Here is a 25161-nt window from a genome sequence, read left to right on the forward strand (position 1 = left end):
GATCTCCGCTGCAACCTATTGATAGCCCCGGTATCGCCCGGGGCTTCAGCAGTTACCATTCTATGGAAGCGTTGATCGATATGCCAATCTGATCGGAGCAGTATCGCGACATAACTTGCGGAAAACCACTGGCCACTGAGTATCCCTGCTAAATACTCAACGTCCGCTCGTTAAATTCCTGAAAATTAGCGCTGCTCACTGCGCTTCTTGCGCACATTGCCAATTACGGACTGCAGCGCCCGCTCAAACAACATGCCGTCATCCAGCGGCAGCAGTTGTGCCGAACGCAGCGCATGGGCCAGCTCTAGTCGGGCGAATTCAGCGACTTTGGCGCCATTGCGATTAACGAAGATAAATTGGTCGATATCGCGAATTACCGCCGCCAGACGACAACGGAACTGCTCGTCCTCAGAGCGCTTCAGCTCGAACCAACTGCCCTGTGCCAGGCGGAAGGTCATCTGCCAGTGGGGATCATCTTCATCAAGGGGGGCCAGTCCATCCTGCTCCGGTGCAGCCACCTCTGCGTCGGCAACTGCCTGCTCAAGCTCTTCCATCTGCGGCACCGCCACTTCCTGGGGTTCGGCTTGGACAGCTTCAACAGTAACTTCAGCTGGTTCATCTGGAAGTTGATCTTCGGCAGTGTCTGAAATCACTTCCTGGGTAACTACGGCTTCTGCAATAACCGCTTCAGTCACTGCAACTTCATCAACCGTAGCTTCAGTAACATCAGCGGACCCAGCATCAGCAGCAGTTTCCTGCTCCACAACAGGGACAACAGGCGCAGGCTCAGCAGATTTCGCTGCGCGCACTTCGCGGGCAACCTGCTCTGCCACTTCACGTTCACGCTGCTCCGCCAATTGCTGGGCCAGGGCAAAGCGCTCGCGATAAACTTCTTTGAGGCCGGTGAAAAGGGTACGCGCTTCGAAAGCGTTATAAGAAAGCGCCTCAATTCCCTCGCGCAATCTCTCCTGCAAAACAGGCAGTAAGCTCAATAACTGTTTGCGGGAATCCGGCATTGGCGCCTGCACACTCCACACGAGATCTCTCGCTGTGCGCACGTCGCGGTTCCAGGCGTCGCTCTCTGTCCCCTCTTTGACACAGGTCAGGAACAGCACGTTGTTCCAAACTTTGTTCAACCAATCCTGTACCACCTGTGGCAGATCTCGCTCTGCAACCAAGGCATCCATTACTGCGGCAACCCGTGCGCGAGCGGCTTGGGTTTTAGCCCGACCATCCGCCTCATCCACAACGCGGCGCTCCAACATCTCGGCGCGCTTGCGCTCGCGGACGATAAATTCGCGTAGGGATTCCAGCAAAACGGCAAAGATGTTGATGTCCCGATCAAACTCATTAAGCACGCGCTCAACAATTTCGGATATCTCTTTGTACAGGGGATCGGATTCGTAGTTATCCCCGGCCTGCCATCCGGTAGCGGCATCGGCCAACTCGTTCAGCAATTTGCGCGCAGGGTGGCCGCCTTTACTGAAAAATGACTTGTCTGCAATGGCTACTTTCAACAGCGGCAGTTGCAGGCGGCCCAGAAGTGATTTGATTTGGGTGGCAAGGCTGCGGTCCTCCAGGATAAAGGAAAACAACATCTCTACCAGCTTGATCACATCGCTATCGACTTTTGCCAGCGAAGCGGCCTGATTGGAATCCACCAAGCGCTGCTGTAGCAATTCGCCCACATTCAAAAGCTGTACCGCACTTCCACCTTGATAGTGGCTGCCACTTTGCAGTGCACCCAAGTGGGAAAGCAGATCCCCTGCAGGCATTGGAGTAACACCGGTTGCAGCGGACACTAACCCAGGGGGAAAGTGTCCCGTAGTTGCTACGCCACCTTGCGTCGAGGGGTTGCCGGCCACCACGCCACTAGCCCCCCCAGTGGGTGCACTGGGAACACTGGGGGAATTGGAGGTACTGTTGTAAGCGGGCGCCTGCCTGGCTGCACGCTGCTGCTCCTGTAGCGATGGCAGCACGCCCTGCTCTATGAGCAGTTGATTACAGAATTCATAGAAGTCGCGCAGCTGCAACATGACCATCTGCTCGAACTTCTTCAGTAGAGTAAGGCGGGCACGAATATGGAGATTCAGTTCTTGAATCGAGTCTACAAAGGCATCACAAATGACATCAGGGCCCAAGGGGTTGTTCTTGTCATAGACCTTGACCGCATAGAGCGTATCGAGTCTCATACACAATGCAGTGAGGGGCTCGGCAAAATCGCGCTTAGCCGTGGCCACCATGGTATCAGCAGCGACCAACTGCTCTAGGTCATCATTGTGAACTAGCGATAAATTATCGGAAGCGAAATTGCTTTCAGTCTTTTCTTCCTGGTGAACTTGGAAAGCGCGGGAGACATTCTGGATAAATTGCTCAGCAATATTGCGGCGCTCAACTCGCAACAAGCGCAGCGCCTGGAAAAGCCCATCCTGCTCCTCCTGACCGTGGGCTCGCTCAGCCATGGCAAACAGGGAATCATCCACTTTGCCAAACAGCGCTTTTATTCGCTCCAGTAACTGATCCGTCGCTTTGTCCTTCAGCATTGTTACTGCGGCGGGCAGAACAGCGGGCTTACCTGATGCAGAAATATTGCGCGCTCCACTTTTCTCTGAGAGGGAAACTACCTTGCTGGATTCACTCATTTCCAAGAGGTCCTTCGAATACCGTCCGACTTAAAACGCTGTGGCCAATAGCAAAATTGGTGAGTGGAAAAGTGGTTTTCCAAGCGAAAACGGGAACTTGCTCCCCCGTTAATCGAATCTCCAAACCGCCGATCTCCGGGCGCGATCATCTGTGAAAAATCTGCCGAAGCTCTTGATTTCACTCAAGTTTTGATCGCGAAAGAGCAACGATTCCCAGCCCTGTCCGAGGACAGTTCAGATTGCGATCAAACCTAGCTCTTCGGCATTCTACTAGCGTTACGGGGCTGTTTTACACAGTTCCGCGACATATTTGAGACACCTATCACAGCTATTCGTAGAGCCAACTGCTACTTGCCAGTGACTGAGTTGAGCAGTCAAAACCCCGAGTGTTTTGGTAAACTGCGCCGGCGTTAATTTCGAGGTTTCCCAATGCGACCACAAGACACGGCTATTCCCAATATCACTGCCGACCTGCAACGCTCAGTTCAGGTGGCCCTGGAAGAAGATATTGGTAGTGGCGATATCACCGCCCAGCTGATCCCAGAGGACCGCAATGCGCGGGCCCGGGTAATCACCCGCGAAGATTGCACTCTGAGTGGTCGCGCCTGGGTAGAGGCTGTATTCCACGCCCTGGACCCGGAGCTCGTCCTCACCTGGCACTTCGAGGACGGCGACCGCATCAGCGCCAATGCCGTTATTTTTGAGCTGGAAGGCAATGCCCGCGCCATCCTCACCGGCGAGCGCGCCGCACTGAATTTCCTGCAAACCTTATCCGGCACTGCCACAACCGCTGCGGAGTTCGCCGCGCGAGCTGAAGGCACTGAGGTGAAGATTCTCGACACCCGCAAGACCATTCCCGGTCTGCGCAGCGCACAGAAGTACGCCGTACTTTGCGGTGGCTGCCACAATCACCGCATCGGTCTTTACGACGCCTTTCTGATCAAAGAGAACCATATCTTCGCCGCCGGAGGCATTGAACACGCCGTCGCCCAAGCGCGAGTGATCAAGCCGGAAGCCTTGATTGAAGTCGAAGTGGAAAATATTGAAGAGCTGGAGCAGGCGCTCGCCGTCGGTGTGGACGTGATTATGCTCGACGAATTCAATGATGAAGACACTAGAACGGCCCTGAAACTGGCCAAAGGCAAAGCCAAAATTGAGCTTTCCGGCAGTGTCGACCGGGATCGCATCGCCCAGTTAGCCGAACTGGAAGTGGACTATATCTCTTCTGGTAGCCTGACCAAGCACCTGCGCGCTATCGACCTATCCCTGCGAATCGATCTCTAGCGCCCACAGGACCCATCATCACTGCGCTTAGTGATGGTGATGATGGTGTCCCTGCTCTTCCGTGTCTTCTGCGGGAGCTTCCATCCCGCTCATCTGCCCGTGGTTGGCGTGGTCTCCGTGTCCACCGTGGCCCATAGCCCCCCAAATGGTCCAGATACCAAACAGCAAAATCGCTGCGGCGAAACCATAGCGAACCCCCGGCTTTTGCACTATGCCACGCACCTGTGCCGCCGCAGCACCAGTAGCCAGCATGGCGGGCACGGTGCCCAAACCAAAAGCAAACATCGCCAGGGCAGACCGCTCAGCACTGCCCTGGGCCAGGGCGAAAGTCAGCGCGCTATAAACCAAACCACAGGGCAACCAGCCCCACAGGGAGCCCAGTGCCAATGCCTGCCCCGCAGAGCGAACCGGTAATAATTTGGCCGATAGTGGCTGCACATAGCGCCAAAGGTAGCGGCCCCCTTTTTCAATCCAAGCCAATCCCTGCCAGATACCGCCGATGTACAGCGCCATCAGGATCAACATGATCCCTGCAGCAAATCGCAGCGGAGTTAGTGCCGGCAGTATCGCCGCACCGAGGGCACCGGCGAGCGCTCCCATCAGCGCATAGCTACCCAGGCGACCCAATTGGTAAGAGCCCAGCTGCACCCAAGCAGTCTTTTTCCCCGGTACCGCCATACCCAGCGCTCCGGAGATTCCCCCACACATACCGATGCAGTGACTGCTACCCAAAAAACCGATAGCTAGTGCCGCCGCTAAAAAACCCCAGTCCCCCACTTACTTCTCCTGCTTCCTTTCCGCGTCAGATATGTCCTGCTGAACATCATCGTCATCAAACAAAATGCGACGACCTTCCGTTTCCAGGTCATCGTACTGTCCGTTATTCACGGCCCAGAAAAAGAGCTTCACCGCAAAGCCAACCAAAATCACCGCAATGGGAATCAGGAAATACAGACTTTCCATCAGTTACACCTCCTCTCTTTCTGTGAGCACGGGATTAAGCCGCGGCGCTCACAGGGTTTTCGTCGACTTCCTGTCCACGGGACAGACGCAACGCATTTAGCACTACGATCAGAGAACTCAGGGACATACCGATTGCCGCAGCCCAGGGCGGCACCAGACCGCAAAATGCCAGTGGCAGGGCAATCACGTTGTAGCCCAGAGCCCATGCCAGATTTTGCCGCACAATTCGGCGGCACTTGTGCGCCAGCTCTATAGCTTTGGGCAGCACTTCGAGATCTCCGTTCAGCAAAATGGCATCGGCGCGGGACTGGGCCAGATCTGCCGCAGACATCATCGCCACAGAGGCATCGGCACCAGAGAGGACTGGCACATCATTGATGCCATCCCCCACCATTAACACCTTCTCACCATCGCTTTGCAGCTGCTTCATATGGCTGAGCTTGTCCTCTGGCGAGGCTCCGGCGCGGTAGTTGCTGATACCCGCTCGCCCCGCCAGTCGCTCAACTTCCGCAGACTGGTCACCACTGAGCAGTTCCACTGAAAGACCTTGCTCAGTCAAACCCTCAACAGCGGTGGTTGCCGAATCCCGTAACTTATCCCCCAACGCGATCCAGGCAATAGGGCCCAGTGAGTCGCCGAGCAGCAACCACTGCCCCTCCCCTTCGGGCGTGGAAACATCCTCACTGGAAACAAAGCTTGCCTTACCCAGCCGGTAGCTGTCCCCCTCAATCCGCCCTTCCAGGCCGGCTCCGGTATGGACTTTCAGGTCACTGGCGATGAGATTGCCACGCCAGGCGCGGAAGGCCCTGGCCAGGGGGTGATTGGTCTGGGATTCCAGGGCAGCGGCAACGTCCTTAACCCGCTGCTCAGTCCAGTTGGCCCGCAGCAAATCAATATGCAGGATTCTCGGTTCACCGCGTGTCAGGGTACCGGTCTTGTCGAACAGCACCCGGCCGATACGCGGCAGCGTTTCCAGTAGGCTGCCTCCAGCCACAAGAAGCCCCAACTGCTGTAAACGCAGGGTGGCGGAGGCCAGGGCAGCAGGGGTTGCCAGCGACAGTGCGCAGGGGCAAGTCACCACCAGCACAGACAGGGATACCCAAAAAGCGCGACTGGGATCGATTTGCCACCAGACAACAAACGCCGCTAGTGCCGCGAATAAAACGACACCGACAAAAATACCCGCAACCCGGTCTGCCAGGGCCACTTGGTTGGGTTTATCTAATTGCGCCCGCTCTACCAGGCGCTCAATAGCGGACAGGCGAGTCGACTGCCCCGCTGCCGTAATTCGAATAGTCAGGGTGGAATCGCCGTTGACACTACCAGCATAAACCGGACTGCCTGCAGACTTCTGTTGCAGTGCCGATTCACCGCTGAGCAGGGATTCATCCACACCACTTACGCCCTCCAGCACCTCCCCATCGGCGGGGATAGTGTCTCCTGGACGCAATAAGACTTTATCCCCAGTGGCCAATGCGGCCACTGGTACATGGACAATATCGTCCCCTTGGTATTTGGCCGCCGTCATCGGCAGCAACTGAGCCAGACCACCGCTGGCTAAGCCCGCCCGATGGCGGGCGCGCATTTCCACCGTCCGCCCCAACAACAGGAAGAAGGTGAACATGGAGATAGATTCGAAGTACACCTCACCGGTGCCGAATACCGTGGCGTAAAAGCTGGCGACATAGGCCATACCAATCGCCAGGGATACCGGTACATCCATACTCAGGTGGCGAGCGCGCAGGCTGCGCAAAGCGGCACTGAAAAATGGGCGCGCGGCGTAGAAAACTACTGGCGTTGCCACCAGCAGAGAAACCCAGCGGAAGTAGCGCTCAAACTCGCCGACGCCCTCTTCCGCTGCAGCACCAAAATACAGGGCGATGGCAAACATCATCACCTGCATGGTGCCGAGTCCGGCGACACCCAGGCGGCGCAGGGCGGCGCGGTGCTCGCTCTGGATCACGCTTTCCTGGTTGGCCGCAGTGGCCGGGGCCGGCCGGTAGCCAATCCGTTCCAGTTCGCCAAACAGCTCACTGGGTTTGATCTTGTCGGGATTAAAACCGATCTGGGCACGCTGGGTACTGGCGTTGACAGAGACCTTCTCAATCCCGTCCAACTGCCCCAGGTGCTTTTCTATCAACCACACACAGGCCGCACAGGTAATACCGCTAATCAACAGCGAGGCAATCTTGTTGCCGTTATCCCAATCGTGGACAAACTGCTGCTGCACTTCCGGCAAATCGTATGCCGCCCAGCGGTCCTGGGGTTGAGCTTCCTCCGGCCTGTCGCTCTCCTTCTCCCGGAAGCGATAAAAGCCATCCAGACCACCGGAAACGATAGCGCTGGCTACCGCCTCACAACCTGGACAACACATATCCCGGGCGGCCCCGTCGATAACCACCGAGTGGTTGCTGCCGGGAGGGACTGGGAGTCCGCAGTGATAACAGGAGGAGGAAGACGAAGTCATTGAGTTACTGCGTTCAGTGGCGCGGCATTGCCGAGATCGAAGTTGATTTCACCTTTCAGGCGCCAGTTGGCGTCCTGATACGCATCGGGATCGAGCTCCGGCATCAAGCGCAGATACCAGCGATTCCCAACGCCTTCAGGCAAGGTGCCCTGGTAGCGGCCCACGGAGAGCTGGGAGAGCTCGATATGCTTGTCGAGGTCAGACTCCACCGGGTGGCTCAATGTGAGCAGTAGGGCCTTGGGGTAGTCGAGGTCGCCATTCAGCTCCACGACAACCGATTTTTCAGACGGCTGAAACTGGACCAAAGCGGCCAGACCCAGCTCTTTCGCGCGCAAGTCCTGCTCGGCGCTGAAGTGATACATGCGGCTGTCTTTGTAGTAAGTATCACTGACTTTATCGTCAGCGAAGCGCACCGCTATCGAGACTGTAATTGTGGAGACAACCACCACTGTAATCAGTGGGGCCAGTACCATCCACGCCCAAGGTTCCCGGTACCAGGGTTTTGGGGTTGATTCATTCATCGCGTTACCAAAAAGTTACCGTTTGTGCACAAAAGTCGAGCCCGCCTGGGCGGGCCCGTACTTTGCAACGGGATTGGCGTCCCGTCTACTGCTTTGGACCAATAAACACCGTTCGGTGCTTATCAACCAGCTCAGGATTGTCGACTGCTTGGACAACAATCTCGATATCGTGCTTGGTATCTTTCAGCTGGTCTCTGGGAACGCTTACCCGAATGGGGACGGAGAACATCTCTCCAGGCACCAGGTAAATCGTCTTCGGCTTGCGAATGGAGTAATCGTATTCAGGCTTACCTTCCACCTTGATGGTGAATTCGTGGGGAGCCTGATCCATATTGTTGATTTTTACCGTGTAGACGTTTTGCACCTGTCCCTGGGACTCACGGAACATACGAGCACCGCGGTCGCGAGTGATTTCTGCCTCGATTGGGCTTCGAGTCATCACTTGCTGTGCAAACAGGCCGGTCATCGCAACCAGTATCAACGCGTAGCCAAATAGGCGCGGGCGCAGGAAGCGGGTCTTTCCACCCTGCAATTCGTCCTCAGAGGTGAAGCGAATCAAGCCCTGCTCATAGCCCATCTTGTCCATCACGCTGTTACACGCATCGACACAGAGGCCACAGTTGATACATTCGTACTGCATGCCGTCGCGGATATCGATATCCACCGGACACACCTGAACACACCAGTAGCAGTCGATACAGTCGCCCATACCTTCCGCCTTGTAATCCACGTTCTTCTTGCGCGGACCACGGGTCTCACCCCGCTTGGCATCGTAGTAAACCGCCAGCGTATCCTCGTCGTACATCACCGACTGGAAACGGGCATAGGGGCACATGTATTTACACACCTGCTCACGCAGGAAGCCGGCGTTCATATAGGTGGCAAAAGTGAAGAAAGCGACCCAGAAAACACCCTGCGGGTGCGCGTTAAACGTCGCCAGATCCACGACCAGCTCGCGCACACCGTAGAAATAACCCACAAAAGCCAGTGCAGTTGCCAGCGAGATCAACAGCCAGATGGTATGTGTGCCACCCTTGCGCAGAACCTTTTCCAGGTTCCAGGGGGCCTTGTCGAGCTTCATTCGCTTGTTGCGATCGCCTTCACAAACCCTTTCTGCCCAGATAAACATCATGGTCCAGACGGTCTGCGGACAGGTGAAGCCACACCACACCCTGCCCAGCAAAGTGGTGACCGCAAACAGCGCGAAGGCGGCAATGATCAGCAGCCAACCTAAAAGGAAGCCGTCCTGGGGGCCGAAAGTAGTCCAGAAAATATGGAATTGGCGGGTGGGGAGATCAAAGAAGACCGACTGGCGCCCGTCGATATTGATCCAGGGTAGAAAGAAGAAAGCCAGCAGCAAAGGCAGGCCAGTATATTTGCGAACACGGGTGAAAACACCCTTGATATGTCGGATGTAGACTTTGTCTTCCGACTCATACAGCATGCGATAGCGAACTTCGCCATCACCTTCCTGTTCCTCACGGGTTGGAATTAAATCACTCACACAAACCTCACTCTCGCACGGGCACATCTTGTACGTGGGCCAGGTAGCCCCTTATTTTGAGGCTTTTTTCTCCGTCCCTGCGGCGCCCGGAGTCCCTTGATAAAACAAGGCCCAGCAAATGCCGGGCCTCAATAGTTAATTACTGCTTTTCTTCTTCCTGCTGCGACAGGCTGTAGACATAGGCCGCTACGAGGCGGATTTTGTCTTCACGCAGTTTATCTTTTTGCGCGGGCATCATATTTGTACGACCACCGCGAATAGTGTGTTGGATCTGTTCGCGATTGCTACCGTACAGCCAGATGTCGTCGGTCAGGTTCGGCGCACCCAGCATTTGGTTGCCTTTGGCATCCATACCGTGACAAGCCATACACACGGTGTTGAATACCTTCTGACCTTCGGCGGCCATGGCGGTGTCATGCTCCAGGCCGTTCAGGGAGAGAACATACTCTGTCGCATTTCTAACACCTTCTTCACCGATCACCGGACCCTGAGGAGGCATCATGCCCTGACGACCGTTGTACAGGGTTTCCAGGATTTTCTCCGGAGTGCCGCCGTACAGCCAGGCGTTATCAGTCAGGTTCGGGAAGCCGAAGTTACCACCGGCATCTGCACCGTGACATACCGCACAGTTGTTAGCGAAGATCCGGGAACCCATCTTGAGAGCTTCAGGGCTCTGAGCAATCTGCTCGATCGGCATATTTTCGTACTTACCGAAGGTCTCGTGGAATCTCTCCTGAGCCTTAGCCTGGGAAGCTTCCAATGCACCGACAGAAGTCCAGTTGCCGACACCTTTGAAGTTACCCAGACCCGGGTAAACCACCAGATATCCCGCAGAGAACACCAGGGTGGCGACGAACAACATGAACCACCACTTGGGCAGCGGGTTGTCGTATTCCTCGATGCCATCGTAAACGTGGCCCGTGGTTTTGTTTTCCGGTTCAGCCTGGTCATCCACTGCCACCTTTCGGTTGGCGAACAGCACCCAGGTAATCAACGCCAGATTGGCGAGGGTGAGCACAATTACCCACACACTCCAGAATGTACTCATTACTTATCCTGCCCCTGTTTTCGATTGGCTCCGGGTTTATCCCCGGAATTGGATTCGTCCTGCTGAGCGGCCGACTTGTCCTTGTCGGCTTGTCGCTCTTCATCGGCAAATGGCAAATTGGCATCTTCTTCGAAGCGCTTCTTGCGCTTCGGAGAGAAGGCCCACCAGCAGATAGCCAGAAAAGCCACAGAGCCCAGAACCAGACCGATTTCCCGCAAAGTTTCAATAGTCACGAGTTTCCTTCCTCGCTATTAGCGTTTTTGGGTAACCAGGGTACCCAGCTGTTGCAAGTAAGCGACCAGCGCGTCAATTTCCTTGACCTTGCCACCTTTGAAAGGCTCAGCGGCGTTGGCGATGTCGTCATCGGTGTAGGGCACACCGACGAAGCGCAGCGCTTCCATCTTACGTGCGGTGTATTCGCCAGTTACCACATTGTCGAACAACCAGGGGTAAGCAGGCATGATTGACTCAGGCACAACGCTACGCGGGTTGTACAAGTGCGCGCGCTGCCATTCATCAGAGTAGCGTCCACCTACGCGCGCCAGGTCTGGACCGGTACGCTTGGAGCCCCACAGGAAGGGGTGCTCGTAAATGGATTCCTGAGCCATGGAGTAGTGGCCGTAACGCTCAACTTCCGCACGCAGAGGACGAATCATCTGAGTGTGGCAAACGTGGCAGCCTTCGCGAATGTAGATATCGCGACCTTCCAGCTCCATTGCTGTCAGCGGCTTCTGCCCCGGCAGCGGCGTGTAGTTATCCTTGGTAAAGAACTGCGGAACGATCTCAACCAGGGCGCCGAAACTGATGGCGATAATGGTGAAAAAGATCATCCAGCCGATGTTTTTTTCTACGAGGTCATGATTCTTCACGATCTAAACTCCTATGCCGCAGGCACTGCTCGAACGGTGTTATCGGCTTCGGCATCGTTTACCTTCTCGGTAATCGTGCGGTAAACGTTGTAAGCCATCAGCAGCATACCCACCAGGAACATGGCGCCGCCCAACCAGCGAACTACATAGCCCGGATGGCTGGCTACAACACTCTCTACGAAGCTGTAAGTCAGGGTGCCGTCGGCGTTAAATGCACGCCACATCAAACCCTGGGTAATACCGTTAACCCACATAGCGGCGATATACAGAACAGTACCTACAGTGGCCAGCCAGAAGTGCGCGTTGATCAGCTTGGAGCTGTACATTTCGCGGCGTTTCCACAGAACCGGAACCAGGTGATACAGAGCACCGATAGAGATCATGGCAACCCAGCCCAAAGCGCCGGAGTGTACGTGTCCAACGGTCCAGTCAGTGTTGTGAGACAGAGCGTTTACAGTCTTGATGGACATCATCGGACCTTCGAAGGTAGACATACCGTAGAAGGACAGGGATACCACCAGGAAGCGCAGGGTCGGGTCGGTGCGCAGCTTATGCCATGCGCCGGACAGGGTCATGATGCCGTTGATCATACCGCCCCAGGAAGGTGCCAGCAGAATCAGGGACATAACCATCGCCAGGCTCTGAGCCCAGTCGGGCAGCGCTGAGTAGTGCAAGTGGTGACCACCAGCCCATACGTACAGGGAGATCAGTGCCCAGAAGTGAACGATAGACAGCTGGTAAGAATAAACCGGACGACCAGCTTGCTTAGGTACGAAGTAGTACATGATGCCGAGGAAGGCTGCAGTCAGGAAGAACCCTACTGCGTTGTGGCCATACCACCACTGGATCATTGCGTCCTTAGTGCCCGAATAGATAGAGTAGGACTTGAACGGGCCAACAGGAATCTCCAGGTTATTAACGATATGGAGAACAGCAATAGTTACGATGTAAGCACCGAAGAACCAGTTCGCCACGTAGATGTGAGAAGTCTTACGCTTCATGATGGTGCCGAAGAACACCAGCGCGTAAGCAACCCAAACCAGGGCAATCAGGATATCGATAGGCCACTCGAGCTCAGCGTATTCCTTGGTGGAAGTGAAGCCCATCGGCAGAGTAATTGCCGCGGCGACGATAACGGCCTGCCATCCCCAAAAGGTGAAGGGGATCAGCCAGCCACCCCAAAGGCGGACCTGACAGGTACGCTGTACCACATAGTAAGAAGTGGCAAAGAGAACACTACCACCAAAGGCGAAAATTACCGCATTGGTGTGCAGGGGCCTCAAGCGCCCGAAGTGCGAGAAGGGCTGCCAAAAGTCGTTGAGTTCAGGCCAGGCTAGCTGGGCTGCGATCAATACGCCCATGCCCATACCAAAAATGCCCCAGACCACGGACATGATGGTGAACTGGCGCACGATATTGTAGTCATAGTCCGGCACAGGGCCGGTCTTTGCCACCGTTGTCGTCATGTTTTTACTTCCGTTGCTTTTAAGATTCGGTTCCACTGTGCGGGACTGGCCCACCACAGAAGGTGTGTAACCACAATGTGTGAGGCACTGTGGTTACTATTGGCCGGATAAGGATTTAAGCGCATCCTTGCCCGGTGATTGCTGATCTAAATCAACTAAATCAATTTTCTTCCTTTACCTGCGGCAATGCGCAGACGCAGGGCGTTGAGCTTGATAAAGCCCTCCGCATCCTTCTGGTCGTATGCGCCAGCATCGTCTTCGAAGGTAGCGATACGCTCATCGAAGAGGCTGTCCGCAGAGCGACGGCCCACAGCACTCACGCTGCCTTTGTACAGTTTCAGGCGAACTTCGCCGTTAACCACATCCTGGGACTCATCGATCGCAGCCTGCAGCATGCTGCGCTCCGGAGACCACCAGTAACCGTTGTAAACCAGCTCGGCGTAGCGCGGCATCAGGGAATCCTTCATGTGCGCAACTTCGCGATCCAGGGTAATGGACTCAATGGCGCGGTGCGCCTTCATCAAAATGGTGCCGCCCGGTGTTTCGTAGCAGCCGCGGGACTTCATTCCCACGTAGCGGTTTTCCACGATATCCAGACGACCGATACCGTTGGCTCCGCCCAACTTATTCAGCTTCTCAAGCAAAGTAGCAGGGCTTAAGCGCTCACCGTCGATAGAAACGGGATCGCCCTTCTCAAAACCCAAAGTAATGTAGGTGGGTTCTTCCGGGGCCGCCTCGGGGCTCACACTCCAGCGCCACATATCCTCTTCGGCTTCCGCCCAGGGATCTTCGAGGTTGCCGCCCTCGTAAGAGATGTGCAGCAGGTTGGCATCCATCGAGTAAGGGGATTTCTTCTTGCTGGAAGAGAAGTCCACCGGAATATTGTGCTGCTCGCAGTACTGCATCAGCTTTTCGCGGGAGTTCAGGTCCCACTCGCGCCAGGGAGCGATTACCTGGATGCCCGGCTTCAGCGCGTAGGCGCCCAGTTCGAAGCGCACCTGGTCATTACCTTTACCGGTAGCACCGTGGGAAATGGCATCGGCGCCAGTCTCGTTGGCAATCTCAATCAGGCGCTTGGCGATCAGCGGGCGCGCAATAGAGGTACCCAGCAGGTACTCCCCTTCATAAATCGCATTGGCGCGGAACATCGGGAAAACGAAATCGCGCACATACTCTTCGCGCAGATCGTCGATATAAATCTCTTTAACCCCGAGGGCCTCGGCCTTGGCACGGGCCGGTTCCACCTCTTCACCCTGGCCGATATCAGCGGTGAAAGTCACCACTTCACAACCGTAAGTCTCCTGCAACCATCGCACGATTACTGACGTATCCAATCCACCGGAGTATGCCAGTACCACCTTTTCGATTTTGCTCATTGCTGTCCTCTGCTGCCGGAAATACGCCGCCGCGACAAAAACGCGGAGACGGGGAATGCCACTACGCGAAACTAGTGTCGGTCTGGGGGAGTTATTCTTGGAGATATGCCCAGGATCGGTAAATTGCGGGCACAACAATACCCACACTCTTTGTCGGGGCGCGATTGTAGCGCCTAAGCTCGCGATCGACTAGCGCCAAGGCGCGAGTAAGCACAATTGATTGATTTTTAACCTTTTCGTGCATCGCAATTTTGTACAGCTTCGGGTAGCATTCGCGCCGCACAACGACTCACTACGCTAAGAAGCTTTACGGAGTACCATGACGGAGCAAATTACCCTTCGCGCCCCCGACGACTGGCACATTCACCTGCGCGACGGCGCCGCTCTCGGGCGCACCGTGCCCGATGCCGCAAAACAATTCCGCCGCGTGATTGTAATGCCCAACCTGGTACCCCCTGTGACCGATGCCGAAAGTGCAGTGGCATATAAGGAACGTATTGACGCCAATATTCCCGCCGACACCCCTTTCGAACCCTTGATGGTGATCTACCTCACCGACAAGACCGACGCCGCCGTCATTCGCAAGGCCCACGAAGCCGGTGTTATCGCCGCCAAACTGTACCCAGCGGGCGCGACCACCAACTCCGATTCCGGCGTTACCGATATCGCCAATATCTACCCGGCCTTGGAAGAGATGCAGGCCTGCGGTATGAAGCTGCTGGTCCACGGTGAAGTGACCACCAGCGATATCGATATCTTCGACCGCGAGCAGGCTTTTATCGAGAAAACCCTGTCCCGCCTGGTAGATGATTTCCCCACGCTGAAAGTGGTGTTTGAACATATCACCACCGCTCAAGCAGTAGAGTTTGTACAGGGCGCCCGCGAAGGCGTTGCCGCAACCATCACCGCGCACCACTTGCTGTACAACCGCAACCATATGCTGGTTGGCGGTATCCAGCCGCATTTTTACTGCCTGCCAATCCTCAAGCGCGGCTACCATCAAAATGCACTGATCGAAGCGGCCACCAGCGGTAACCCGAAGTTTTTCCTCGGCACCGACTCAGCCCCCCACGCCCACCACAAAAAAGAACACTCCTGTGGTTGCGCCGGTTGCTATACCGCCTACTCCGCGATTGAGCTCTACGCCGAAGTATTCGAGCGCGCGGGCAAACTGGACAAGCTGGAAGGCTTTGCCAGTGAGTTCGGCCCCGACTTCTACGAGCTGCCGCGCAACGAGGGCACCATCACCCTGGTCAAGAGCCCCTGGACCCTGCCGGAAAAACTGGATATGGGTGGTGAAAATCTGATTCCCCTCGCAGCCGGTGAAACCTTAAACTGGCAACTTGCGTAATCGGCGAATGCCCTGATTACAGCGCCTGTGGGGAGAACACTCCCGGCAGGCGCCGCAATTCGAATACAATACCCTGCCCCACCAGCGCCAAATGCTGCTGGCCTGAAGACAAGATTTACAAGGAACCACCGTGACACCCGCCGAAGAACCCACAGGACCAAAAAGCTCTCTCGCCCAGCGATTCCGAGGCTTTCTGCCCGTGGTCATCGACCTTGAAACCGGCGGCTTTAACGCCCGCACCGATGCACTGCTGGAAATTTCTGCGGTTATCCTCGACATGGATGACTCCGGCAACCTCTTCCCGCTGGAGACCCACAGTTTCCACCTGGAGCCTTTTGAGGGCGCCAATGTTGAGCAATCCGCTCTCGACTTTATTGGCATCGACCTGGAATCCCCGGACCGCGACGCCTGGCCGGAAGAAATCGCCATCCCCGAGCTGTTCCGCAAGATTCGCAGCGCGGTGAAAAAGCACAGCTGCACCCGCGCCATCGTGGTTGCCCACAATGCCCACTTCGACCTGGGCTTCGTCAATGCAGCCGTCGAGCGCACCGGCATCAAGCGCAACCCATTCCACCCGTTCTCCTGCTTCGACACCGCTAGCCTCGCCGGCCTCGCCTACGGCCAGACCGTACTGGCCAAAGCTTGCCAGGTTGCTGGAATCGAGTTTGATAACAACTGCGCCCACTCCGCCGAGTACGACGCAGAAAAAACCGCAACCCTGTTTTGCGGCATCGTGAACAAGTGGAAAGAGATGGGCGGTTGGCCGCTGGAAACCGAAGAGACCACAGAAGAAGCCGAATAACGCACTATCTTCCGGGCTGCCTCAAAGCGGCCCGATTTATCCAAAAACGACAAAATTATTCGAAAGCTGTCGACAAAACACCCGCTATGTGCAGAGTCTGGCCACTTGGGTGATTTTTTGTGCAAGCCGTGCTAATATGGCCCGCTTACACATAAAAACCGGATAGCGCCGTGGCCAAGAAACCTTCCTCTTCCTCCAATCGCAAACAAGCCGCTCCCCTCGAGACCAGCGAAAGCATCGAGGAGCAGGTAAAGGCGTTCCTCGCCGGTGGCGGTGAGATCGAGCAGGTGCCCAAAGGGGTAAGCGGCCAGACCAATACTTCCGGCCCCAAGCACATCACCCTCGGCAAAAAGCCCAGAGCCTAACCTCCGCGCAATAAAAAACCCCGACGGCGCTCCGCTGACCAGCAGCAAAGCGCGGCCGGGGCCGCTCGAATATGGCCGCGTCAACGCAGCCACTTCTCATTCACATCAGGGCATTTCTTCCAGTTCCGCACCCTCTTTCACCGGCGGCATCAGATCTTCTTTGTTGATATTCAAAGCCATCAGCACGTTGGCAGCTACGTAAACAGAGGAGTAAGTACCCACAACCACACCCACGATCAAGGCCAGGGAGAAGTTGTGGATCAATTCGCCACCGAAGAACTGCAGCGCCCACAGCACCAGCAAGGTGGTGAAGGACGTCATAAAGGTACGACCCAGGGTCTGGCTGATAGAAATATTGATAATTTCCTCAGATTCAGCCTTTCGCACCTTGCGGAAGTTCTCACGGATACGGTCCGATACCACGATGGTATCGTTCAGGGAGTAACCGATCACCGCCAGTACTGCCGCCAGTACGGTTAAATCGAAGTCCAATCCCATCACCGCAAAGAAGCCCAGCACGATAATCACATCATGGCCCAGAGCCGCTACAGCGCCGAAAGAGAACTTGTACTGGAAGCGCAGGGCAACGTAGATCATCACCATGAACAGGGCCAGCATCATGCCCAGGCCGCCGTCGTCACGCAGCTCGGCACCTACCTGTGGACCCACCATCTCGACACGGCGCAGCTCAACATCACCCTCACTGCCCTCTCGCAGGAGAGCCACAACCTTGTCACCGATCGGTGTCGTTGTTTCCTGATCGGTAGCGCTGATCTGGATTTCTTCCTCGGTCACCTCAGGGGGCAACTTGATCAACAGGTCCTTCTCAGAACCAAAATTCACTACCGTGGCACCGTCGTAACCCGCTGCTTCCAGCTGATCGCGCACGTCGCTAATAAAAGGCGTTACCTCGTAGCCCACTTCAACCTGGGTACCACCGGTAAAGTCCAGGCCGAACTTCAGGCCGTTCATTGCCAGTGCGGCGATGGAGGAAAGTACCAGCACCACCGAGACAATCCCGGCGATCTTGCGCCAGCGCATAAAGTCGTAGACGCGCTTGCCCATGTACTCGGTAATTTTGCCGTTATCCACTTTGGTCTCACTCATGACTGACTCCCTTAAATCCAGAGCTTCTGCACACGGCGACCGCCGTAGAACAAGTTAACAATTGCTCGCGTACCCATGATGGCACTGAACATGGAGGTGAGAATACCGATAGACAGGGTTACCGCGAAGCCCTGTACCGGACCGGAACCAATGGCATACAGGATCACCGCCACAATCAGGGTGGTGATATTCGCATCCACAATGGTGCTGTAAGCATTGTCAAAACCGGCACTGATCGCTGTCTGGGGAGGCATCCCATTCCTGAGTTCCTCCCGTATTCGCGAGAAGATAAGCACGTTGGCATCCACCGCCATACCTACTGTCAATACGATACCGGCAATACCGGGCAGCGTGAGGGTTGCACCCAACAGCGACATAACCGCCACCAGCAGGATCATATTTACCGCCAGGGCCAGGTTTGCGGCCAAGCCAAATACGCGGTAGGAAATCAGCATACAGATAATCACAGCCAGCAGACCGATCTGTACGGACTGCACACCCACCTTGATGTTATCGGCACCCAGGGATGGGCCGATCACACGCTCTTCCACAAAGTACATGGGCGCAGCCAGGGCACCGGCACGCAGCAGCAGGGCCAATTCCTGGGCTTCAGCCGGGCTGTCCAGACCGGTGGTGCGGAACTGCTTGCCCAGGGCACTCTGTACCGTGGCCAGATTAATAATCTTCTTCTCTTCGGTGCGCTTCTGCACGGTAACTTCGTTACCGTTTTCGTCGATCTCGGTTACCGGCTCAAAGCGAGTCTCGATAAACAGGGTACCCATACGGCGACCGACATTCTTCCAGGTTGCGCGGTGCATCATCTCGCCGCCACGGGCGTCGAGGGTGATATTTACCTGCGGGAAACCGCTCTCGTCGTAACCGACGCGGGCATTGGTAACGCTGTCACCCTTGATAATGATCTGGCGCTCCAACCAGGCACCACCGTACATCTGCGCCTGGCGATCATCGCGGTACTCGAAGTATTCCTTGTTGGAAACCAGCTCATCCGGGCGAGCTTCCATACGGTATTCGAGGTTGGCAGTTTTACCGATAATACGCTTGGCCTCTGCGGTGTCCTGTACACCGGGCAGCTCCACAACGATACGGTTGCGGCCCTGGCGCTGTACGATCGGCTCGGCAACACCCAGCTCGTTCACCCGGTTGCGCAGGGTGGTGAGGTTCTGGGTTACTGCGTAATCTTCCAGCTGCTTGATTTCCTGATCGGTCAGGGTTGCGCGGATCTCCAGGTTTTCGCCGCTGCCGGACTCGCGCAGTTGAAGCTGCGGAAATTCCTTGCGCATAGTGGACATCGCCAAGCTGCGCAGCTCATCGTTGCGGAAGCGGGCAATAATCTCGCGATCATCCACCAGCTCCACATTGCGGTAACGGGCCTTGGCTTCGCGCAGTTTGCTTTTCACTTCCTGCTCGTAGCTTTCCATGTTGTTCTTGACGATGGTGTTGGTGTCGACTTCCATCAGGAAGTGCACACCACCCGCCAGGTCCAGACCGAGCTTCATCGGGCTAGCGCCGATATCTTTCATCCACTGGGGCGTAGTGGAAGCCAGGTTCAGGGCGACAACATAGTTGGTGGTACCAAGCGCTTTTTGAATCGCCTCTTTAGCCGGCAACTGCTCCTCCATGGAGTTCAAGCGGATCAGTACTGACTTGTCCCCAACTTCGCCGCCGAAGTGAGCAATACCCGCTTCATCCAGGGCTTTTTGTGCATTCGCAAGGACATCGGGGCCGATGGTGAGTGCACTGGATTGCCCGGAAATCTGCACGGCAGGGTCCGGCTTATAGAGATTGGGCGCGGCGTACATCAGGCCAAAGGCCACAACCGCGAGAATCAGAAAGTACTTCCAGATCGGGTAGCGATTCATGCTGTTCTCATTGTTCTAGTGTGACCCCGAGGGCCGGTAAATCTTGGCAATCTGCCTAAGCAATTTGCCTGGATATGCGGGCAGTATACGCAGAATGCAAGGTACACCGCCCCCAATAAAAGTGGGGGCTGATTATACGGGGATCGTGGGAACGGACAAATTACAGGGGTGCCGCAATGAGACGGGCAGCACCCCAGGCAGGGTAAAAGCGACGCCTGATCAGGCCTCCAGCGCTGGAACCTCGCGGCCCAGACCACGGTAGAACTCGGCGACATAAGCCTCCAACTCATTGGCGGCAATGGCATCGCGCAGCTTTTGCATCAGGCGCTGGTAGTGGCGCAAATTGTGAATCGTATTCAGCTGCGCACCGAGAATTTCACCGCAGCGATCCAAGTGATGCAGGTAAGCGCGGGAGAAATTCTCACAGGTGTAGCAATCGCACTCTTCCTCCAAGGGACCCGTATCGTGACGGTGCCTGGCGTTGCGGATTTTCACCACGCCCTCGAAGGTAAACAGGTGGCCGTTGCGCGCATTGCGAGTGGGCATGACGCAGTCGAACATATCCACACCGCGGCGCACCGCCTCGACAATATCCTCCGGCTTGCCCACGCCCATCAGGTAGCGCGGCTTATCTTCCGGCATCTTGTGAGCCAGGTGATCCAAGACCTTGATCATCTCATCTTTAGGCTCACCCACAGACAGGCCACCAATGGCATAGCCATCGAAACCAATCTCGGTCAGGCCGCGCAGGGACACATCGCGCAACTCCGGGTACATACCGCCCTGCACAATACCGAACAGCGCCGACGGGCTATCGCCGTGAGCCTTCTTGGAGCGCTCCGCCCAACGCAGGGACAACTCCATAGATTTGCGCGCTTCGTCAGTGGTGGCCGGATAAGGGGTGCACTCATCGAAGATCATGACGATATCGGAACCCAGGTCCCGCTGAACCCGCATGGACTCTTCCGGGTCCAGGAATACCGGGCTGCCATCGATAGGCGAACGGAAAGAAACCCCCTCTTCCGTAATCTTGCGCAGCTCACCCAGGCTAAACACCTGGAAACCGCCGGAATCGGTGAGAATCGGGCCGGACCATTGAGTAAAGTCGTGCAGATCGCCGTGGGCTTTAACCACTTCGGTACCCGGGCGCAGCATCAGGTGGAAGGTGTTGCCCAGAATAATCTGTGCACCGATCCCTTCGATATCCCTCGGCAACATGCCTTTCACGGTGCCGTAAGTGCCCACTGGCATAAACGCCGGGGTTTCCACCACACCGCGAGGGAAACGCAAGCGGCCGCGACGGGCCTTGCCATCAGTGTTATCCACTTCAAACTGCATAAAACATTCGCGGCTCACTGGGTATCTCCTTTCGCTGGTGCTACTTCTTCTTTTTTGGCATTGGGATCGCGGGTAATAAACATGGCATCGCCGTAACTAAAGAAGCGATAGCGCTCTTCAACTGCGGCCTTATAAGCGGCCATCGTGTGCTGGTACCCCGCGAAGGCACTCACCAGCATCAATAAGGTGGATTCCGGCAGATGGAAGTTGGTGATCAACTTATCCACAACCTGAAATTCATAACCGGGATAAATAAAGATATCTGTCTCCCCCACCGTGGCCTGTAACTGGCCACTGCGCGCCGCACTTTCCAGCGCACGCACGCTGGTGGTACCCACGGCAATCACGCTGCCATTGCGAGCGCGGCAAGCAGTTACCGCATCCACCACTTCCTGGGAGACATCCAGCACTTCGCTGTGCATCTGGTGCTCATAAATATTGTCCACGCGCACCGGCTGGAAAGTACCGGCGCCCACATGCAGGGTAACGAAGACAACCTCGACACCTTTATCCCGCAATGCACCGATCATCTCATCATCAAAGTGCAGCCCCGCCGTCGGCGCCGCCACAGCACCAGCGTTGCGGCCGTATACGGTTTGGTAGCGCTCGCGATCGCTGGCATCGTCTTCACGATCAATATAAGGAGGCAGCGGCATATGGCCGAGGCGGTCCAGAATCGCCAGCACACCTTCTTCTTTAGGGAAGGACAATTCAAATAGCGCATCCTTGCGGCCGGTCACCTCTATACGGGTACCGTCTTCAAGGACGATGGTGGAACCGGGCTTTGGCGACTTACTGGAGCGCACATGGGCCCAGATATCCGTCTCGTTGAGCACCCGCTCCACCAGGATTTCCAACTTACCGCCGGTCTCCTTCTGCGCGAACAAACGCGCCGGGATCACCCGGGTATCGTTAAAGACTATCAGGTCACCAGCTTGGACCTGATCGAGAATATCTGGGAACTGCCGATGTGCAATGGCCCCGCTGGGCCCATCCAGACACAAAAGACGGCTGCCACGGCGCTCCTCGGTGGGCGCGCGGGCGATCAGCTCATCGGGCAGATGAAAGTCAAAGTCCTGACGCTGCATGGAATCCTGGAAATCTAGAAACTATGGAGAGGTCGCGAAGGTTATAGGAAATTTTAGGAGCTGTTAACTGGGACGACAGAAAATGCGCTAAGTTATTGAAATCACTGGTTGACCCAAGCGAAAGCATTGCTATAATCACGCCCTCTTCGCACCGACCCCAAGGTCGAGCAGCGAAAGTGCCAGAGTGGTGAAATTGGTAGACACAGGGGATTCAAAATCCCCCGCCCTTAAAAGCGTGCCGGTTCGAGTCCGGCCTCTGGTACCAAATCAAGATCCGAAGAAGTTCGGAATCGTTCAGAAAGCCCCGTAAATCGGGGCTTTTTGCTATCTGGAATGTACAAAGCCCTCCGCTCTCGTTCATTGTCATCCGGTGCTATCTGGTGCTACATTTGGTGCTACCTAGTTCAATTTAGAAACTGGTAGCACCAATGGCCCTTACAGATACCCAAATCAAACAGGCCAAACCAAGCGACAAGGATCAGTGGCTTACAGATGGGCAGGGATTACGCCTGCTAATCAAACCCACCGGCTCCAAGTATTGGCGGCTTAAGTACAGGTTCCAAGGACGGCAGAAAACGCTAGCCTTGGGAGTTTACCCTTCTGTTAGTCTCAAACAGGCACGAAATAAAGTAATTGAAGCAAAGCAATTACTAGAGAACGGCCAAGACCCTTCAGTACAAAGAAAAATTGAAAAACATCAGCTTCGAGAAAACATAGACCGCAGCTTTGCTACTGTGGCTGAAGACTGGTGGAAACATCAGAAAGGAACCTGGACTGAAAATCACGCCCAGCGTGTATGGTCTAGGTTACGCGATAACGCCTTCCCCCGAATTGGGCAAAAACCTATTGCCGATATTCATCCCCAAGATGTAATTGCCATTGTTCGCGATGTTGAAGATCGGGATGCAATGGATGTTGCTCAGCGGGTTCTACAAGATATTCGCCGGGTTTGTCGTTATGCAGTGCAAATGGGCAAACTCACTCACAACCCCGCCAGTGAATTAACTGGCATTCTACGCGGCCGTAAAAGTAGTCACAGGGCCTCCCTTCCCCGCGAAGAATTACCCAGTTTCTTAAAAGAACTGGACTTTTATCAGGAACGTGGACGGGTATTAACCAAGCTTGCTATCCAGTTACTAATCCTCTCCTTTGTTCGGCCTGGCGAATTACGCTGCGCGCGCTGGGAGGAATTCGACTTCGAGTCTGCCCTATGGCGCATTCCCGGCGAGCGTATGAAGATGGGAACGGATCATATAGTACCGCTATCTACCCAAGCCTGTGCTGTCTTGGAGGAATTAAAGCCCATCAGTGGCCAATATCCTCTGCTTTTCCCCTCTGAGCGCGAAAGAGCCCGGCCCATGTCCGATAACACTATGCGTAAGGCAATTTTTAAAATGGGCTGGGATGGCTCCCAAGAGGGAAAAAGTAAAGCAAATCCCCATGGTTTCCGCGCTACAGCTTCCTCAATTCTGAATGAGACCGGCTTTAATCCTGACGCCATTGAAAGGCAGCTTTCCCACATGGAGAGGAATGGGGTACGGGCTGCATATACCCACCATGCTCGTTATATGGATGAGCGAAAAGAGATGATGCAGTGGTGGGCAAATTACCTAGATGAGATGCGGGGAAGTGGAAAAGTAGTTCCGATATTTGCACAGAAAAGTTAGAACTTTCCTTCGAAGGCTGAATATTAGGTTGAGGCAATTTTTAACGTAGCTCGCTCATTGTGGGTTCAGTAGGGATACAGTTATGGATGATTCACTACGAATTATTGAGACCGATAAGCTTGTAATGAGTATTGATGCAGCCCTGAAGCGGTTTGAAGGAAATACTCGGGCACCGGAAGAAAACTTGAAAGATTTCCTTGCCCAGCTTAGGAGTCAGATTTTCTCCTCTCTTCAAAGTGAGGGCTTAATTGCCAATGAGGAGAATTTAAGCAATTTAGCCTCAAATTCTTTTTTCGAGCTTGTTAATCAAGTCAAAAAGGATAATGCAGCGAACGAAATAGACTCGCCTCTTCGGGTGCTACATATACTTGCTACAGGGGCGTGTTTTGAAGCGGCGTTTGAGAATCGTGACTACGAGGAAGCGATACTCTATGCAATGGAACTCGGGGCTAGCCTTACTCATAGGGCTCCTACTTACTCAAATCCAAAGTTAGGGCGGACTGATTTTGATCCTTTGACCGACCCATGGCCCAGACTAGAGGATATGTCTCCATCCTCAAAAGCAGGCCGGCTTGCCTCAATAATCCAACAAGGAAGAAAAACTTGGGGTCAGGCGGATAGCATCGAAGAATGGAAAAAAGCGCAGGCTCGTCAATTAAAACATTGTAGAGACGCTGTATTTCAACAGGCAGAACGCCTTGGAAATGAGTGGAAACCCGCTGCTTTTGCTACTGACGAAAGTCCTATGAATCTCTTGGAGAGCCAAATAGACCCGAAGTTTGTCTTACCTTTTGCTCGAAAGATTTGCCGGCCTTTCCCAATGCTGGATAAGCGGGTTACAGATGCTGAGATATATTCCCTCTATGCGATCATATGGGCACATAAGGGCCTTGATTTGCTTAATGCTCTTGAAAGTGAGGCTCAGCCAATAATGCGAGAAGACAGGAAATGGATAGACCATTGTTTAGCCGAGGCTGAAGGTTTTATTCGCCAAGCCGTAGAATTTCATGGTGAGCATAAAGCCGGACAGGTACTCAGCAATGATCAGCGGAGCCGAAGAGAAAAGCGCGATCGATGGACATTAAGTATTCGAGAGTGGCTATTTGATATTCGTGCAAAGCTTAATCATAGCTATGGAAGTGCGAGTAAACTTGCATATAAATACCTTCAAGAGGCTAAAGAGAGACGAACATCGGCTGATGGCTCTCTGTGGAAGGATGATGATGCCGCTAAGAAGTTTCTAGAGCAGGAAATCGGGAAAATCCGAAACAACAAGGAACCGTACTGCGATTGGTAATGCTTTCTAATTTATCTTTCTACCGGTAAAAAGATTCTTTGAACCGGTAGAAAGAGTCTTTAACCGGTAAGCGGATATCCTAGCCTTCCTTTCATTGATTCAATCTCCTCACCGCCACAGACGTTC

Annotated in this window: 21 protein-coding genes and 1 tRNA gene; 7 read left to right on the plus strand and 15 right to left on the minus strand. The window is 54.9% G+C overall.

The features are described 5' to 3' along the window. Nucleotides 1–185 precede the first annotated feature (185 nt). Nucleotides 186–2642, minus strand: coding sequence for a DUF1631 domain-containing protein (locus ACJJI6_RS11535; RefSeq protein WP_475710493.1), 2457 nt, complete (start codon nt 2640–2642; stop codon nt 186–188). Between the two features lie 429 nt (nt 2643–3071). On the opposite strand from ACJJI6_RS11535, the gene nadC reads away from it, so the two are divergent. Continuing rightward, the gene (gene nadC, locus ACJJI6_RS11540; protein WP_282931576.1) at nt 3072–3926 is read left to right on the plus strand and encodes a carboxylating nicotinate-nucleotide diphosphorylase; all 855 of its coding nucleotides are present in this window, start codon (nt 3072–3074) and stop codon (nt 3924–3926) included. A 27-nt stretch (nt 3927–3953) separates the two neighbouring features. On the opposite strand, the gene ACJJI6_RS11545 is transcribed toward nadC, so the two are convergent. The 10 genes from ACJJI6_RS11545 to ACJJI6_RS11590 all read right to left on the minus strand — a co-directional run bounded on the left by ACJJI6_RS11545 (nt 3954) and on the right by ACJJI6_RS11590 (nt 14140). Beyond that, nucleotides 3954–4703: a sulfite exporter TauE/SafE family protein gene (locus tag ACJJI6_RS11545; RefSeq protein ID WP_444932469.1), complete on the minus strand. Its 750-nt coding sequence runs from the start codon at nt 4701–4703 to the stop codon at nt 3954–3956. Continuing rightward, entirely contained in the window at nt 4704–4889 is a 186-nt protein-coding gene (gene ccoS / locus ACJJI6_RS11550) for a cbb3-type cytochrome oxidase assembly protein CcoS (RefSeq protein WP_445354913.1), read from the minus strand. Nucleotides 4890–4923: 34 nt separating this feature from the next. Beyond that, a complete protein-coding gene (locus tag ACJJI6_RS11555; protein WP_475710495.1) occupies nt 4924–7356 on the minus strand; it encodes a heavy metal translocating P-type ATPase in 2433 nt (810 codons plus the stop codon). Beyond that, nucleotides 7353–7877: a FixH family protein gene (locus ACJJI6_RS11560; RefSeq protein WP_475710497.1), complete on the minus strand. Its 525-nt coding sequence runs from the start codon at nt 7875–7877 to the stop codon at nt 7353–7355. The genes ACJJI6_RS11555 and ACJJI6_RS11560 overlap by 4 nt, the downstream gene beginning before the upstream one ends. A gap of 85 nt (nt 7878–7962) precedes the next feature. Continuing rightward, nucleotides 7963–9381, minus strand: coding sequence for a cytochrome c oxidase accessory protein CcoG (gene ccoG / locus ACJJI6_RS11565; RefSeq protein WP_413664704.1), 1419 nt, complete (start codon nt 9379–9381; stop codon nt 7963–7965). Nucleotides 9382–9520: 139 nt separating this feature from the next. Further along, the gene (gene ccoP, locus ACJJI6_RS11570; protein WP_444912289.1) at nt 9521–10429 is read right to left on the minus strand and encodes a cytochrome-c oxidase, cbb3-type subunit III; all 909 of its coding nucleotides are present in this window, start codon (nt 10427–10429) and stop codon (nt 9521–9523) included. Beyond that, entirely contained in the window at nt 10429–10662 is a 234-nt protein-coding gene (locus ACJJI6_RS11575; RefSeq protein WP_413664702.1) for a cbb3-type cytochrome oxidase subunit 3, read from the minus strand. Before ACJJI6_RS11575 ends, ccoP begins: the two co-directional genes overlap by 1 nt. 18 nt (nt 10663–10680) lie before the next feature. Then, the gene (ccoO, locus tag ACJJI6_RS11580) at nt 10681–11298 is read right to left on the minus strand and encodes a cytochrome-c oxidase, cbb3-type subunit II (protein WP_413664701.1); all 618 of its coding nucleotides are present in this window, start codon (nt 11296–11298) and stop codon (nt 10681–10683) included. An 11-nt stretch (nt 11299–11309) separates the two neighbouring features. After that, nucleotides 11310–12764 carry a cytochrome-c oxidase, cbb3-type subunit I gene (gene ccoN / locus ACJJI6_RS11585; RefSeq protein ID WP_413664700.1) on the minus strand — a complete coding sequence of 485 codons (1455 nt, stop codon included), beginning with the start codon at nt 12762–12764 and terminating at the stop codon, nt 11310–11312. Nucleotides 12765–12919: 155 nt separating this feature from the next. Further along, on the minus strand, nt 12920–14140 hold the full coding sequence (locus ACJJI6_RS11590) for an argininosuccinate synthase (RefSeq protein WP_413664699.1): 1221 nt from the start codon (nt 14138–14140) through the stop codon (nt 12920–12922). Between the two features lie 319 nt (nt 14141–14459). On the opposite strand from ACJJI6_RS11590, the gene pyrC reads away from it, so the two are divergent. From pyrC to ACJJI6_RS11605, 3 genes are all read left to right on the plus strand, one after another. Continuing rightward, a complete protein-coding gene (pyrC, locus tag ACJJI6_RS11595; RefSeq protein WP_475710499.1) occupies nt 14460–15491 on the plus strand; it encodes a dihydroorotase in 1032 nt (343 codons plus the stop codon). Between the two features lie 130 nt (nt 15492–15621). Continuing rightward, complete coding sequence (gene rnt, locus ACJJI6_RS11600; protein WP_282931564.1) at nt 15622–16293, plus strand: ribonuclease T; 672 nt, start codon at nt 15622–15624, stop codon at nt 16291–16293. 170 nt (nt 16294–16463) lie between these two features. Further along, nucleotides 16464–16658: a PFL_1563 family small protein gene (locus ACJJI6_RS11605; protein ID WP_413664697.1), complete on the plus strand. Its 195-nt coding sequence runs from the start codon at nt 16464–16466 to the stop codon at nt 16656–16658. A 105-nt stretch (nt 16659–16763) separates the two neighbouring features. On the opposite strand, the gene secF is transcribed toward ACJJI6_RS11605, so the two are convergent. From secF to queA, 4 genes are all read right to left on the minus strand, one after another. Beyond that, a complete protein-coding gene (gene secF / locus ACJJI6_RS11610) occupies nt 16764–17765 on the minus strand; it encodes a protein translocase subunit SecF (RefSeq protein ID WP_475710500.1) in 1002 nt (333 codons plus the stop codon). Between the two features lie 11 nt (nt 17766–17776). After that, on the minus strand, nt 17777–19645 hold the full coding sequence (gene secD / locus ACJJI6_RS11615; protein WP_444906138.1) for a protein translocase subunit SecD: 1869 nt from the start codon (nt 19643–19645) through the stop codon (nt 17777–17779). Nucleotides 19646–19864: 219 nt separating this feature from the next. After that, the gene (gene tgt, locus ACJJI6_RS11620) at nt 19865–20983 is read right to left on the minus strand and encodes a tRNA guanosine(34) transglycosylase Tgt (RefSeq protein WP_475713451.1); all 1119 of its coding nucleotides are present in this window, start codon (nt 20981–20983) and stop codon (nt 19865–19867) included. A 14-nt stretch (nt 20984–20997) separates the two neighbouring features. Next, nucleotides 20998–22071, minus strand: a complete 1074-nt coding sequence (queA, locus tag ACJJI6_RS11625) for a tRNA preQ1(34) S-adenosylmethionine ribosyltransferase-isomerase QueA (RefSeq protein WP_475710502.1) — start codon at nt 22069–22071, stop codon at nt 20998–21000. Between the two features lie 178 nt (nt 22072–22249). On the opposite strand from queA, the gene ACJJI6_RS11630 reads away from it, so the two are divergent. The 3 genes from ACJJI6_RS11630 to ACJJI6_RS11640 all read left to right on the plus strand — a co-directional run bounded on the left by ACJJI6_RS11630 (nt 22250) and on the right by ACJJI6_RS11640 (nt 25035). Continuing rightward, nucleotides 22250–22336 (plus strand) — tRNA-Leu (locus ACJJI6_RS11630). 163 nt (nt 22337–22499) lie between these two features. After that, a complete protein-coding gene (locus tag ACJJI6_RS11635; protein ID WP_475710503.1) occupies nt 22500–23738 on the plus strand; it encodes a tyrosine-type recombinase/integrase in 1239 nt (412 codons plus the stop codon). 82 nt (nt 23739–23820) lie between these two features. Continuing rightward, nucleotides 23821–25035 (plus strand): hypothetical protein, encoded by a 1215-nt coding sequence (locus tag ACJJI6_RS11640; protein WP_475710505.1) that lies wholly within the window; start codon nt 23821–23823, stop codon nt 25033–25035. Nucleotides 25036–25161: the final 126 nt, after the last annotated feature.

Source organism: Microbulbifer maximicatervae (SeqCode), assembly GCF_056232625.1.

Bases quoted from the DNA above. Each gene is read 5' to 3' on its own strand.
- ACJJI6_RS11535 (WP_475710493.1), bottom strand. From the start codon at position 2,642: ATGAGTGAATCCAGCAAGGTAGTTTCCCTCTCAGAGAAAAGTGGAGCG.
- nadC (WP_282931576.1), top strand. From the start codon at position 3,072: ATGCGACCACAAGACACGGCTATTCCCAATATCACTGCCGACCTGCAA.
- ccoS (WP_445354913.1), bottom strand. From the start codon at position 4,889: ATGGAAAGTCTGTATTTCCTGATTCCCATTGCGGTGATTTTGGTTGGC.
- ACJJI6_RS11555 (WP_475710495.1), bottom strand. From the start codon at position 7,356: ATGACTTCGTCTTCCTCCTCCTGTTATCACTGCGGACTCCCAGTCCCT.
- ACJJI6_RS11560 (WP_475710497.1), bottom strand. From the start codon at position 7,877: ATGAATGAATCAACCCCAAAACCCTGGTACCGGGAACCTTGGGCGTGG.
- ccoP (WP_444912289.1), bottom strand. From the start codon at position 10,429: ATGAGTACATTCTGGAGTGTGTGGGTAATTGTGCTCACCCTCGCCAAT.
- ccoN (WP_413664700.1), bottom strand. From the start codon at position 12,764: ATGACGACAACGGTGGCAAAGACCGGCCCTGTGCCGGACTATGACTAC.
- ACJJI6_RS11590 (WP_413664699.1), bottom strand. From the start codon at position 14,140: ATGAGCAAAATCGAAAAGGTGGTACTGGCATACTCCGGTGGATTGGAT.
- pyrC (WP_475710499.1), top strand. From the start codon at position 14,460: ATGACGGAGCAAATTACCCTTCGCGCCCCCGACGACTGGCACATTCAC.
- secF (WP_475710500.1), bottom strand. From the start codon at position 17,765: ATGAGTGAGACCAAAGTGGATAACGGCAAAATTACCGAGTACATGGGC.
- secD (WP_444906138.1), bottom strand. From the start codon at position 19,645: ATGAATCGCTACCCGATCTGGAAGTACTTTCTGATTCTCGCGGTTGTG.
- tgt (WP_475713451.1), bottom strand. From the start codon at position 20,983: ATGCAGTTTGAAGTGGATAACACTGATGGCAAGGCCCGTCGCGGCCGC.
- queA (WP_475710502.1), bottom strand. From the start codon at position 22,071: ATGCAGCGTCAGGACTTTGACTTTCATCTGCCCGATGAGCTGATCGCC.
- ACJJI6_RS11635 (WP_475710503.1), top strand. From the start codon at position 22,500: ATGGCCCTTACAGATACCCAAATCAAACAGGCCAAACCAAGCGACAAG.
- ACJJI6_RS11640 (WP_475710505.1), top strand. From the start codon at position 23,821: ATGGATGATTCACTACGAATTATTGAGACCGATAAGCTTGTAATGAGT.